This window comes from Mesorhizobium sp. M7A.F.Ca.US.007.01.2.1 (genome assembly GCF_003998165.1).
Taxonomy (GTDB): Bacteria; Pseudomonadota; Alphaproteobacteria; order Rhizobiales; family Rhizobiaceae; genus Mesorhizobium; species Mesorhizobium ciceri.
The window spans coordinates 1-12,511 of sequence record NZ_RZQP01000030.1 but is presented as its reverse complement, the minus strand read 5'-3'; the positions used below and the strand labels follow the sequence as shown (position 1 = coordinate 12,511).

General features: G+C 62.5%; 12 protein-coding genes. 10 read left to right on the top strand and 2 right to left on the bottom strand.

The window, feature by feature from the left end; translation table 11 throughout:
* The first annotated feature begins 6 nt into the window (after positions 1 to 6).
* The gene (locus tag EN949_RS08370; RefSeq protein ID WP_024503193.1) at positions 7 to 600 is read left to right on the top strand and encodes a TadE/TadG family type IV pilus assembly protein; all 594 of its coding nucleotides are present in this window, start codon (positions 7 to 9) and stop codon (positions 598 to 600) included.
* A gap of 34 nt (positions 601 to 634) precedes the next feature.
* Here EN949_RS08370 and EN949_RS08365 read toward each other — a convergent pair whose 3' ends face one another.
* Positions 635 to 1,555, bottom strand: coding sequence for a PhnD/SsuA/transferrin family substrate-binding protein (locus EN949_RS08365; protein WP_164754698.1), 921 nt, complete (start codon positions 1,553 to 1,555; stop codon positions 635 to 637).
* 251 nt (positions 1,556 to 1,806) lie between these two features.
* On the opposite strand from EN949_RS08365, the gene EN949_RS08360 reads away from it, so the two are divergent.
* The 9 genes from EN949_RS08360 to EN949_RS08320 all read left to right on the top strand — a co-directional run bounded on the left by EN949_RS08360 (position 1,807) and on the right by EN949_RS08320 (position 11,616).
* Positions 1,807 to 3,048: a phosphopentomutase gene (locus tag EN949_RS08360; protein ID WP_063171179.1), complete on the top strand. Its 1,242-nt coding sequence runs from the start codon at positions 1,807 to 1,809 to the stop codon at positions 3,046 to 3,048.
* On the top strand, positions 3,041 to 3,931 hold the full coding sequence (gene mutM, locus EN949_RS08355; protein WP_013533692.1) for a bifunctional DNA-formamidopyrimidine glycosylase/DNA-(apurinic or apyrimidinic site) lyase: 891 nt from the start codon (positions 3,041 to 3,043) through the stop codon (positions 3,929 to 3,931). The genes EN949_RS08360 and mutM overlap by 8 nt, the downstream gene beginning before the upstream one ends.
* A 131-nt stretch (positions 3,932 to 4,062) precedes the next feature.
* Complete coding sequence (locus EN949_RS08350) at positions 4,063 to 4,836, top strand: enoyl-CoA hydratase (protein ID WP_013533693.1); 774 nt, start codon at positions 4,063 to 4,065, stop codon at positions 4,834 to 4,836.
* Between the two features lie 182 nt (positions 4,837 to 5,018).
* A complete protein-coding gene (gene rpsT, locus EN949_RS08345; protein ID WP_013533694.1) occupies positions 5,019 to 5,285 on the top strand; it encodes a 30S ribosomal protein S20 in 267 nt (88 codons plus the stop codon).
* Positions 5,286 to 6,210: 925 nt separating this feature from the next.
* Positions 6,211 to 7,686: a chromosomal replication initiator protein DnaA gene (gene dnaA, locus EN949_RS08340; protein ID WP_127387494.1), complete on the top strand. Its 1,476-nt coding sequence runs from the start codon at positions 6,211 to 6,213 to the stop codon at positions 7,684 to 7,686.
* A gap of 303 nt (positions 7,687 to 7,989) precedes the next feature.
* Complete coding sequence (gene dnaN, locus EN949_RS08335) at positions 7,990 to 9,108, top strand: DNA polymerase III subunit beta (protein ID WP_013527877.1); 1,119 nt, start codon at positions 7,990 to 7,992, stop codon at positions 9,106 to 9,108.
* 82 nt (positions 9,109 to 9,190) lie between these two features.
* Complete coding sequence (recF, locus tag EN949_RS08330) at positions 9,191 to 10,336, top strand: DNA replication/repair protein RecF (RefSeq protein ID WP_013527878.1); 1,146 nt, start codon at positions 9,191 to 9,193, stop codon at positions 10,334 to 10,336.
* Between the two features lie 31 nt (positions 10,337 to 10,367).
* Positions 10,368 to 11,123 carry a molybdopterin-synthase adenylyltransferase MoeB gene (locus tag EN949_RS08325; RefSeq protein WP_013527879.1) on the top strand — a complete coding sequence of 252 codons (756 nt, stop codon included), beginning with the start codon at positions 10,368 to 10,370 and terminating at the stop codon, positions 11,121 to 11,123.
* A gap of 4 nt (positions 11,124 to 11,127) precedes the next feature.
* Entirely contained in the window at positions 11,128 to 11,616 is a 489-nt protein-coding gene (locus tag EN949_RS08320; protein WP_127218679.1) for a GNAT family N-acetyltransferase, read from the top strand.
* A gap of 47 nt (positions 11,617 to 11,663) precedes the next feature.
* Here the strand turns inward: EN949_RS08320 and EN949_RS08315 are convergent.
* On the bottom strand, positions 11,664 to 12,511 hold an 848-nt coding region (locus tag EN949_RS08315), incomplete at its 5' end, for a D-glycerate dehydrogenase (protein ID WP_164782485.1).

Below are 12,511 nucleotides of genomic sequence, written 5' to 3'. Positions count from 1 at the left end.
ATGGGCATGATGCGTGCGGGGGCACATCTTATGATTACGGGAGTTTGGCGGAAAGCAAGTCTGTTCTGGTCCGATCGCCGCGGCATCGCGGCGGTCGAATTCGCTTTGATCATGCCAATTCTGCTGATCATGTATTTCCTCACAATGGAAGCATCGCAAGCCATCGAGACCAGCAAGAAGGTCAGTCGCATCGGCAGCATGGTGGCCGATCTCGTCACTCAGCAGACAAGCGTCCTCAAGGCGGATGTCGACGCCATCATGCAGATAGGCAGCGTCACCCTTCAGCCCTACAACCGCTCAAACCCGACCATCACCATCACGGCAATCCAGGTCTCGGCCGATGCGACGCAGGCACTGGTGGTGTGGTCACGCAAATTGGTAGCCGGCGTCGCCAGCCCTGGCGCAGCCGCGACCACCGAGACAACAGTCCCAGCGTCGCTCAAGGTCGCCAACACGTTTCTCATTCGCGTCGAAAGCAATCTCGTCTACAAGCCGGTTATCGAGCTTACAATGACCTCTGCTTTCAACCAGATAAAGATGGGCGAAACCTATTTTCTGCGCCCCCGCAGAAGCGTGGCGATCTCTTGCAGCGACTGTTGAACAGAGGCAGCCAGGCGTGCGCAGGCCGCTCCAGCTACTGCTGCGGCCCACGGTCCGAAACGAAGCGCACGATAGCAGCGGCCATCTCGTAGTCTTTTGGCGCCACACGAGCGAAGCCGCCGGAATGTTTCGATTCCAGGAGATCGTAGATATCGGGCGTCGTCGACTTGAGGTTGGTGAGGAACACGGCAAGCCGGCGCTTGGCTTCGGGGTCGAGATCGCTACGGATCGCATGCGGGCCGTATCTCAACAGGCCCGACGTCCATACGATCCGAAGCGCCGTCACTGAGACCCCTGCCGCCTCCAACCTGGCCTGCGTGCCCGACGGTTCTCGCGGGCCGTCGGCAGCGGCCGTCACCCAGCCGAACAGGCCATCGGCTTTGCCGTCGACCAGCATCGTCTCGGCCGCCGCGGCCGAATCGGCATGGACCAGAAACGGTGCATCTTCCGCGATCTTGCGGCCTTCCGCCGCCAACGCCGCCAATGGCAAGAGAGAACCGCCGACGCTGTCAGAAGGCGCCATGGCGATACGATGGCTGTCCATCGCCGCAAGGTCGGGAAGCTTGCCGTCCCGCGTCAGCAGAACCGAGCGGATGCCGATCGCGCCGTCTGAATCGACCGGAGCCACAAGCGGTTCGATACATAAGCAGCGCTGCGAGGCCGTCGCATATGCAGTGGCCGAATAGATCGCATATTCGATGCGGGCATTGGCCTGCGCCTCGATCAGCGCGGCATAGTTGCGGGCAACGACAAACTCGACCTTCATGCCCAAGGCCTTGGTGTAGGCGTCGGTCAACAGTGCCAGCCCCGGAACGGAGTTGCCGGCGCCTGGCTCGGCAACGATGCCGATGCGAAACGTGCCGATATCGTCGCGCCAGTCGGCATGCGCCGGATTGGACCAGAGCGCGACCTGCGCCAGCATGAGAGCGGCATAAGTCTTCAGCGCAACCCTCATGACAGGAACCACGGTCTGTTGTCCTCGATTCATGCCCATGCCCGGAGCATTTGTGCATGTCGCAGCCCAAAACCGCTGCGCACTTTTGGGCGACATGCATCTCTGTTTGTGCATGTCGTTATCCCAAAACCGCTGCGCACTTTTGGGCGACATGCACCAGACTATCACGCCAAGCCGTTGCCGTTTGGTTTCCGAATTGCCAATGAAGTCGCGGAACCCTATGTCTGGTCGGTCAAACTGGCAACAACTCGATGGCACGCGCTTTCCTCTTCGTTCTGGACTCCTTCGGCATCGGTGGAGCGGCCGACGCCGACCGCTACGGCGACGCCGGCGCCAACACATTCGCGCACATCGCAGAAGCCTGTGCAGAGGGCCGCGCGGATCGCGAAGGGCTTCGCAGTGGACCGCTGTTTGTCCCCCATATGGCCTCGCTCGGGCTTGGCAAGGCTGCCGAAACCGCAACGGGGCTGGGCTTTGCCAGCAGCGGGACGGATCTGCTCCCAACTGCCTTTCACGGCGCCGCACAGGAGGTTTCGAGCGGCAAGGACACCCCGTCGGGCCATTGGGAGATCGCCGGCCTGCCGGTGCGCCTCGACTGGGGCTATTTCCCGGATACGGTTCCCGCCTTTCCGGCCGAACTGACCGAGGCGATGATCCGCGAAGGCAAGGTGCCGGGCATTCTCGGCAATTGCCATGCGCCGGGCACCGAAATCATCGAGCGCTTCGGCGAGGAACACATCCGGACCGGCAAGCCGATCTGCTACACGTCGGTCGATTCGGTCCTGCAAATCGCCGCGCATGAAGTCCATTTCGGCCTCGATCGGCTTTATGAATTCTGCCAGGTGGTGCGCAGGCTGGTTGACCCGCTCAGGATCGGACGGGTGATCGCGCGGCCGTTCGTCGGCGAAACCACCGCCACTTTCGAGCGGACATACAACCGTCATGACTACGCCGTGCCCCCGCCGGAACCGACCCTGCTCGACCGGCTGACGGCGCGTGGCAGCCGTGTCATCGCCGTCGGCAAGATCGGCGACATCTTCGCCCATCGCGGAATTTCGCAAGTGCGCAAGGCGGCAGGCAACATGGCTATGTTCGACGAAGCGCTGGGTGCGATGGATGATGCCGGCGACGGTGACCTCGTCTTCGCCAATTTCGTCGACTTCGACACCGAATTCGGTCACCGCCGCGATGTCGCGGGCTATGCTGCAGCGCTCGAGGCCTTCGACCTGCGGCTGCCGGAGGCATTTGCGAGGCTGCGGCAGGGCGATCTTCTCATCCTGACGGCCGACCACGGCAACGACCCTACCTGGGCCGGGACCGATCACACGCGCGAGCGCGTTCCGGTGATCGGCACTGGACCGGGTCTCAAGGGCGGCGACATCGGACTGAGAACGACATTCGCCGACATCGGCGAAACCGTGGCCGAGCATCTCGGGCTGGCGCCCGGACGCTACGGCACTTCTTTCTATGCGGCGATCGGCGGTCATGCCTGAGTTACCGGAGGTCGAAACCGTCCGGCGCGGACTTCAGCTGGTTCTGGAAGGCGCCACCATCGCCCGCGTCGAGGCGCGCCGACCGGATCTGCGCTTTCCATTTCCCGAGAAATTCGCGCAGCGACTGGCCGGCAAGACGATCACGGCACTCGGCCGCCGGGCCAAGTATCTGACGATGGACCTGGAAGGCGGCCCCGCGCTGATCTGCCATCTCGGCATGTCGGGCTCATTCCGCATCGAGACGGCCGATGGCAGCGACATGCCCGGCATCTTCCGGCACGACCGCTCGAAGAGCTCCAATCACGACCACGTCGTCTTCCATGTCGTGTCTCCGGCCGGTACCCGATCGCGCGTGATCTTCAATGATCCGCGCCGCTTCGGCTTCATGTTGTTTGCGGAAGGACTGCCGGACGTTCATCCGATGCTGGCTGGACTTGGCGTCGAGCCTACGGGCAACACATTGGACGGTGCGCTGCTTTCCTCATTGATGAAGGGGCGGAGATCACCGCTGAAGGCAGCGCTTCTCGACCAGAGGCTGATCGCCGGGCTCGGCAATATCTATGTGTCGGAGGCGTTGTGGCGTGCGGGCCTGTCGCCGCTGCGCGAGGCGGGCACGATCGCCAGGCCCGGAAAGAAAGCCCAGGCCCAAAGCGAACACCTCGCGCAAGCCATTCGTTCGGTGATATCGGATGCGATCGCAGCCGGCGGTTCCTCACTGCGGGACTATATGCAGACCGATGGGTCGCTGGGCTATTTCCAACACGCCTTCGCCGTCTACGACCGCGAAGGCGAGGCCTGCTCCAAGCCCAGTTGCGGCGGCCACATCGAGCGTGTCGTGCAGAGCGGCCGATCGACCTTTTATTGCCGGACATGTCAGCGATGAGTCAGAGCAATTCCAGCAAAAGCGGGGGCGGTTTTCCGTCCGAAATTGGTCAAGACAAGGAGATGGAGCGGTTCTGCGTTTCCGTGAAACGATGAACCGCTCTAGACGAGCGTAAGCAAGGAGAAGCAGCCATGAGCTATGAGACGATCATCACCGAGACGCACGGCAAGGTCGGGCTGATCACGCTGAACAGGCCGCAGGCGCTCAACGCGCTGAACTCCCAGATCCTGACCGAGGTGGTGGCAGCCGTGAACGGGTTCAGCGCCGATCCCGGTATCGGCGCCATGGTCATCACCGGTTCCGAAAAAGCTTTCGCGGCGGGCGCCGATATCAAGGAGATGCAGTCCATCTCCTATGCGGACGCCTACGCCCAAGACTTCTTCGTCGGCTGGGAGGAACTGACGCGGGCGCGAAAGCCTATTATCGCGGCGGTGGCGGGCTATGCACTCGGCGGCGGTTGCGAGCTGGCGATGATGTGCGATTTCATCATCGCCGCCGACACGGCCAAGTTCGGCCAGCCCGAGATCACGCTCGGCGTCATTCCAGGCATGGGCGGGTCACAAAGGCTGACCCGCTTTGTCGGCAAGTCGAAGGCGATGGACATGTGCCTGACCGGGCGGATGATGGATGCCGCCGAGGCCGAGCGTTCTGGCCTGGTGTCGCGGGTCGTGCCTGCCGGTGAACTTGTCGAGGAGGCGCTGAAGGCCGCGGCCAAGATCGCCGCTTTCTCGCTGCCATCGGTGATGATGGCAAAGGAAGCTGTCAACCGCGCCTTCGAGACGACGCTTGCCGAGGGATTGCGGTTCGAGCGCCGGCTGTTTCACTCGCTGTTTGCACTGGACGATCAGAAGGAAGGCATGGCGGCCTTTGCCGAGAAGCGGAAGCCGAATTTCACCAACCGCTGACGCCAATCCCTTGGCTTCGAAGAAGATGGTTGTTGGCCGCCAAAAAGAAGGCCAGGCAGCGTTGACGCGCCGGAAAAGCTGAACTATAAGCCGCACCAACCGAGGCGGCCCTGTGGCAGCCCGTTTGTTTTTTGCGCCCTGCGGCATCCCGCATGCGCCGACCAGATCAGAAGAGAGGCATCATGGCCAATACATCCTCGGCCAAAAAGGCAACGCGCAAGATCGTCCGCCGCGCAGCGATCAACAAGAACCGTCGCTCGCGCGTCCGCACCTATATCCGCCAGGTCGAAGAGGCGCTTGCCTCCGGTGACAAGGCTGCCGCACAGGCTGCCTTCAAGATCGCGGAGCCGGAATTGATGCGCGCCGCAACCAAGGGCGTGATTCACAAGAACACGGCGTCCCGCAAGGTGTCGCGACTGGCTCAGCGGGTCAAGGTACTGTCGGCCTGACATTACTTGCCTAGACTGACGTTCTTCGAACCCGGCCGTTTGTGCCGGGTTTTTTCGTTTGCCGGCAAGCACTTAAAAAGAATGTCCGGAAACGGCGTCTTATGCGGATTTCACAATAGGGAATAGTTTGCCGGCATATGCATGCCTGCTGTTGATCGGCACGCTTGAAAATCGCCGGCCTAATGATTCTTGGCTGTCAAAAATAGCTTATATTTTTCAAACGCTTACAGATGGTGATCCACAGCTTGTCCACACCGGACTGGCCCGATCGGGGAGAAGTCGCTGTCAAGCGAATTATTTCAGAATATTTCTGTCAGCGCCCGGTTTTTCATATTCGCCGGAAAAGGGTTTGAATCACAATGGCTTTGTTAAAATGTGCCGTCGCGGCATGCCACTCGAACCCGCCTCCACTAACCAGATTCCTTAAAAATCCGTTAGACGTGGCCTTGCCCTATCCACAGCGATTTCGGTAGTGTCGATCTATCGAAAGGGACGGGCTCTGGCTCTTAACCCAAGCCTGAATCGGCCAGCTTAAATTGGCGGGATTTGCAACGCGGATCAAGTCCGCGGACGGCTTTGGTTTGTCTTTTTCGATACGGTAGGGGACTGGCGTAACTAGACATGGCAGGTAGACGGCGCGCCGGCGCTCTTTTCGCCGGACGGTGTTGTATTGCCCTGACATACCCAACGCGGACTGGCTTCCATGGGCCGGCACCGGTTCCCACGGATAATGGGCGACGTTCACCTGCCGGCGGCGGCAGCGGACATCGTAGCAAAGACTTAGGTCGCCGGAACCGGATGCAGGAGGCGCATCCCCGGCGGAAAACAGGTACGGAAGGACAAGGAAAAGATCATGCAGAGCGGCATCGAAAGGGAACTTACGGGCGACCTCCCATTTCCTGGAACTTTGATCGGAGCAAACGACATGGCGGTGTCCAGCGACGCGGAACAGAAATTCGACCGGGTCAAGACCCAGTTGAAGGCGCGCCTGGGAACCGAAGTCTATTCGAGCTGGTTTGGCCGCATGAAAGTCGCCGAGGCTTCCAAGGGCATTGTCCGCATCTCGGTGCCTACCGCCTTCCTGCGCTCATGGATCAACGGCCACTATCTCGACCTCATCTCCGAGCTGTGGAAGCAGGAGGATCCCGATCTTCTCAAGATAGACATCGTCGTGCGCACGGCAACCCGTCAGGGACGCGCCCAGGCCGAGCCAGAGGTAACGCCGGCACGCAGCAAGGTGACACGGCAGACGCAGACGGCGCTTGCCGCAGGCACAGTCAGCCCCAGCCGGGTGGAGCGCGCATCGACTCCGCGTCCGGGCACACCCATCGAGAGCGAATTCCGCCACAACGTTCTGGGGTCACCGCTCGATCCACGCTACACGTTCGGCTCTTTCATCGAGGGGCCGTCGAACCGGGTGGCCTTCGCCGCCGCCAAGGCAGTGGCGGAATCGCAATCGAGCGCGGTGCGTTTCAATCCGCTCTTCCTTCACGCAACCGTCGGGCTCGGCAAGACCCATTTGCTGCAGGCCATCGCCGCGGAATCGCTGAAGCAGAACCCCAAGTCGCGCGTCGTCTATCTCACGGCCGAGTATTTCATGTGGCGCTTTGCCACCGCGATCCGCGACAACAACGCTCTGACGCTCAAGGAGCAGCTGCGCGACATCGACCTGCTCATCATCGACGACATGCAGTTCCTGCAGGGCAAGTCGATCCAGCATGAATTCTGCCACCTGATCAACATGCTGCTCGACAGCGCCAAGCAGGTCGTCGTCGCTGCCGACCGGCCACCATCGGAACTGGAATCGCTCGAACCGCGGGTCCGTTCGCGCCTCAATGGCGGTGTCGCGCTTGAAATGTCGGCGCCCGATTTCGCCATGCGCCTCGGCATGCTCAAATTGCGCCTTGCCACGGCCAGGAGCGACGACGCATCCCTCGACATTTCGGAGGAGATCCTCAATCACGTCGCCCGCACCGTGACCGGCAGCGGACGCGAGCTGGAAGGCGCCTTCAATCAGCTTTTGTTCCGTCAATCCTTCGAGCCGCAGATCACCATCGACCGGATCGACGAAATCCTCGGCCACATCTATCGCACAGGCGAGCCGAAGCGTGTCCGTATCGAGGACATCCAGCGCATCGTGGCGCGTCACTACAATGTGTCGAAGACCGAATTGCTGTCCAACCGGCGCACGCGCACCATCGTCAAGCCGCGGCAGGTCGCCATGTACCTGTCGAAGGTGATGACGCCGCGCTCGCTACCCGAGATCGGACGGCGTTTCGGCGGCCGCGATCACACCACGGTGCTGCATGCCGTGCGCAAGATCGAGGACCTTTCCGGCAACGACAACACGCTGGCGCAGGAACTTGAGCTTCTGAGGCGGCTGATCAACGATCAGGCCTGACCCTCCGGGAGGGCCGAACCGAAACAACGCCGGGATTCAATGGCTTGCCAGTGCGGCGCCGGGCCTGCATCGGGCTCGTGGCATCGCCTGGAAGCGATCTGGATTTCGGTTTTTCGACACTGGCTCGCGGACTTCGGGCGCGTTATCCCCAGAAAGCCCGCGTAGCCGGCCTGAACCGGCGGCGCGGGCTTGCGTTTGCTGGTTTTTTCCTGTCAGTTTACGCAGATTCTGAGCCTATTCAGACCTTTCGCGGGACGCCGCTCACTGGTGACCCGTCATTCATTCAAGCGAGCCTGTTTCGTCATGCGTGTTATCCTGGAACGGTCAAATCTCCTGAAGTCGCTCAACCACGTCCATCGTGTGGTCGAGCGGCGAAACACCATACCGATCCTGTCCAACGTGCTGCTCGGCGCCGAAGGCGCCAGCCTTGAAATGAAGGCAACCGATCTCGACCTCGAGGTGACCGAAGCGACGCCCGCCAAGGTGGAGCGCGGCGGGGCGACGACGGTCCCGGCACATCTGCTCTACGACATCGTGCGCAAGCTCGCCGATGGCGCCGAGGTGATGCTGAAGACGGACGAGGACGGCAACGCCATGACGGTGACGTCCGGCCGCTCGAGCTTCCGCCTTCAGTGCCTGCCGCAATCCGACTTCCCGGAGCTTTCGGCCGGATCCTTCTCGCATATCTTCCGTCTCGACTCGGTTGCCCTGAAAGGCCTGATCGAGAAGACCCAGTTCGCCATCTCCACCGAGGAGACACGCTATTACCTGAACGGCATCTACCTGCACACGCATGAGGTTGGCGGCAAGCTGAAGCTGCGCTCGGTGGCGACCGACGGCCACCGCCTGGCGCGCGCCGAGATCGACGCGCCGGCGGGTTCCGAGGGCATGCCGGGCATCATCATTCCGCGCAAGACGGTGAGCGAGCTGCAGAAGCTTGTCGACGATCCGGATGTTGCGGTGACCACCGAACTGTCGGACACCAAGATCCGCTTCACCATCGGCAGCGTGGTTTTGACCTCGAAGCTGATCGACGGCACCTTCCCCGATTATCAGCGGGTCATTCCGACAGGCAACGACAAGAAGCTGATCATCGACCGCCAGAGCTTTGCCGCCGCCGTCGATCGTGTTTCGACCATCTCTTCCGAACGCGGTCGCGCGGTGAAGCTGTCGATCAGCGAGGGTCAGGTGACGCTTGCGGTCAACAATCCGGATTCAGGCAGCGCCACCGAAGAACTGTCCGCTGACTATTCATCCGATCCGATCGAGATCGGCTTCAACGCCAAGTACCTGCTCGACGTTGCCGCGCAGCTGACCGGCACGGAGGCCAAGTTCATGCTGGCGGATGCCGGTTCGCCGACGCTGATCCACGACATGGCCGACGAGACCGCACTCTATGTGCTGATGCCGATGCGCGTGTAGCGGCGCGGTGTCAGCACTTCGGTCCTGTTGTGGACCGGCGGCAAGCGCGATATTTACGGCGACTTCTATAGGCGGATAGCGGTTGCCGGCACAGAACCATATAAGTAAGCTAACACTTACTAATTTCCGCAACTATGCGGCGCTGACGATCGATCTGGCGCCAGGTGCCGTGGTTTTTTCCGGCGACAACGGCGCCGGCAAGACCAATCTCCTCGAAGCGATCTCCTTTTTGACACCGGGACGTGGCTTGCGCCGCGCGCCCTACGCCGATGTCGCGCGCGAGGGCGGCGACGGCGGCTTTGCGCTGCATGCCCGGCTCGACGGACCTGATGGCCAGGTCGAGATCGGAACAGGCATTTCCGGCGGTGACACCGCCGGCGAAGGCGGCAGGCGGGTACGCATCAACGGAGCTTCGGCGCGTTCGGCCGAGGACATGCTGGAATGGCTGCGCGTGGTTTGGCTGACGCCAGCCATGGACGCGTTATTCACCGGACCGGCCGCGGATCGCCGGCGCTTCCTCGACCGGCTGGTGCTGGCGATCGACCCCGGCCACGGGCAACGTGCGATCGACTACGAGAAGGCGATGCGCGGTCGTAACCGACTGCTTACCGAAAGCTCTCGGGACGACCGCTGGTTCGACGCTATCGAGACGCAGATGGCCGAAACCGGTGTGGCGATTGCCGCGGCGCGCGCCGAGATGGTGCGCCTGCTGGCCGCCATGATCGACAGGCTGCCCGACACGGGACCGTTTCCGCAAGCCGATATCGGCCTTTCAGGCGAGCTGGAAGCCGAGATTGCCGTGGCGCCGGCGGTCGATGTGGAGGAACGCTTCCGTCGGACGCTTGCCGAGGGCCGCGAGCGCGATCGCGCCGCCGGACGTACGCTCGACGGCCCGCACCGTTCGGACCTGGTGGTTCGGCACCGCCCCAAGGCGATGCCGGCCGAGCTCTGCTCGACCGGCGAGCAGAAGGCGCTGCTGGTCGGCATCGTGCTGTCGCACGCGAGGCTGACCGGCGAAATGTCGGGCATGACGCCGATCCTGCTGCTCGACGAGATCGCTGCGCATCTCGACAGCGGGCGGCGCGCGGCGCTGTTTTCCATCCTGGAGGAACTGAACTGCCAGGCATTCATGACAGGAACCGATGCTGCGCTGTTTTCCAGTCTCCAGGGCCGTGCGCAATTCCTGACCGTCGACCACGGGACGGTTGGGCCAACCGAAGACCCCTGACAAGGTTTTTCCGTGCCTGTATGATCAGGCAATGACCACTGCCGCCCTGACCGCAGACGAGATCGAACGCTATGCCCGCCACATCGTGCTGCCGGAAATCGGCGGCGCCGGACAGCAGAGGCTGAAGCAGGCCCGGGTGCTGGTCATCGGCGCCGGCGGGCTGGGCGCCCCGGTGCTTGAATATCTTGCCGCCGCCGGCGTCGGCACGCTCGGCGTGGTCGATGACGACACCGTTTCGCTCTCCAACCTGCAGCGTCAGGTCATTCACGGCACCGACACTGTCGGCCTGCTGAAAACCGACAGCGCCAAGGCGGCAATCGCCCGCATCAATCCCAATACCACAGTCGAACCGCATACGTTCCGGCTGACCACGGACAATGCGCCTGCCCTCGTCGCCCGCTATGACATCGTCGTCGACGGTTCCGATAATTTCGAAACGCGCTACGCCGTGGCCGATGCCTGCGCGAGCGCTGGGAAACCGCTGGTGCATGCCGCCGTCGGACGCTTCGACGGCTCGGTCACGGTGCTGAAGCCATTCGAAGACGGCAAGGACGGCAAGCCCAACCCAGGCTATCGTGACCTGTTTCCCGAGGCGCCACCGCCGGGCCTGGTGCCGTCCTGCGCCGAAGTCGGCGTGCTTGGCGCGCTGACCGGCGTCATCGGCACGCTGCAGGCCATGGAGGCGGTCAAGCTGATCACCGGCGTGGGCGAACCGCTGGTCGGCCGGCTGCTGCTTTATGATGGGCTGGCGGCGCGCTTCGACACCATCCGTTACAAGAGAAGCTGAATTCTTGGACCTGATCGAAGCAGTCTCCATCAGGCGGATCCCGACCGATTTCGACCGTTGGGACGATGTGCTCGCATTGATCATGCGTGCCTTCGCCTCGATGGACGACGTCATCGACCCGCCCTCCTCGGCCCACCTTTTGACCGCCGACACTCTGCGGGACAAGGCGCGGCGGGAGACCGGCTTCGTGGCGCTCAGGGGTGATCGGATCGTCGGCTGCGTCTTTGCCCTTGAAAAGGTGGCAGAGTTCTATGTCGGCAAGCTCGCCGTGGCGCCGGACTGCCAGGGACAAGGCATCGGCCGGCGGCTGATGCAGGCGGTCGAAGACCTTGCCCGCGGCCGCGGCAAGGCCGCCATCGAGCTTCAGACGCGGATCGAGTTGACCGCGAACCACGCGGCCTTTGCTCGCCTCGGCTTTCGCGAAACTGGACGGACGGCGCATGACGGCTATGCCAGGCCGACCTCGATCACCATGCGCAAAGCTCTCCCGTAAGTCTTATCTTACGGTTTGTGGGCCACGGATATCGCACCGCGACAGTGTCAGGTCCTGAGCGGCAGCACGCGGTCTGGTGGGCGGTGGCCGTCAACGAAGGCGCGGATGTTGATGATGACCTTTTCACCCATGTCGATACGGCCCTCGAGCGTCGCCGAGCCCATATGCGGCAAAAGCACGACCTTGTTCTTGGCCGCGAGCTTCAGCAGCTTGCCGTTCAAGGCCGGCTCGTGCTCGTAGACATCGAGGCCGGCGCCGGCGATCTTGCCGTCCTGGATCAGCTTGACCAGTGCTTCCTCGTCGATGATGTCGCCGCGCGCGGTGTTGACGACATAGGCGGTGGGCTGCAGTAGCGCCAGCCGCCGCGCCGAAAGCAGATGGAAGGTTGCCGGCGTCGAGGGACAGTTGACCGAGATGATATCCATGCGGGCCAGCATCTGGTCGAGGCTTTCCCAATAGGTCGCCTCCAGCCCGTCTTCCACGGCCGGCAGCACGCGGTGGCGGTTGTGATAGTGGATCGACAGTCCGAAGGCCTTGGCCCGCCTGGCTACGGCCGTGCCGATCCGCCCCATGCCGACAATGCCGAGCCGCTTGCCCCAGATGCGCCGGCCCAGCATCCAGGTCGGCGACCAGCCGGCCCATTTCTTGTCGCCGGTGAGCACATTGGCGCCTTCCGCGAGCCGCCGCGGCACCGCCAGCATCAGCGCCATCGTCATGTCGGCGGTGTCTTCGGTCAGGACATTCGGCGTGTTGGTGACGGTGATGCCCCTCTTGGCCGCAGCCGCGACATCGATCTTGTCGACGCCGTTGCCAAAATTGGCGATCAGCTTGAGGTTGTCGCCTGCCTGAGCGATCAGCGCCGCGTCGATATTGTCGGTAATGGTCGGCACCAGAA

Coding starts and splice junctions, on each gene's coding strand:
- EN949_RS08370 (WP_024503193.1), top strand. CDS start 7: ATGATGCGTGCGGGGGCACATCTTATGATTACGGGAGTTTGGCGGAAA.
- EN949_RS08365 (WP_164754698.1), bottom strand. CDS start 1,555: ATGAGGGTTGCGCTGAAGACTTATGCCGCTCTCATGCTGGCGCAGGTC.
- EN949_RS08360 (WP_063171179.1), top strand. CDS start 1,807: ATGGCACGCGCTTTCCTCTTCGTTCTGGACTCCTTCGGCATCGGTGGA.
- mutM (WP_013533692.1), top strand. CDS start 3,041: ATGCCTGAGTTACCGGAGGTCGAAACCGTCCGGCGCGGACTTCAGCTG.
- EN949_RS08350 (WP_013533693.1), top strand. CDS start 4,063: ATGAGCTATGAGACGATCATCACCGAGACGCACGGCAAGGTCGGGCTG.
- rpsT (WP_013533694.1), top strand. CDS start 5,019: ATGGCCAATACATCCTCGGCCAAAAAGGCAACGCGCAAGATCGTCCGC.
- dnaA (WP_127387494.1), top strand. CDS start 6,211: ATGGCGGTGTCCAGCGACGCGGAACAGAAATTCGACCGGGTCAAGACC.
- dnaN (WP_013527877.1), top strand. CDS start 7,990: ATGCGTGTTATCCTGGAACGGTCAAATCTCCTGAAGTCGCTCAACCAC.
- EN949_RS08325 (WP_013527879.1), top strand. CDS start 10,368: ATGACCACTGCCGCCCTGACCGCAGACGAGATCGAACGCTATGCCCGC.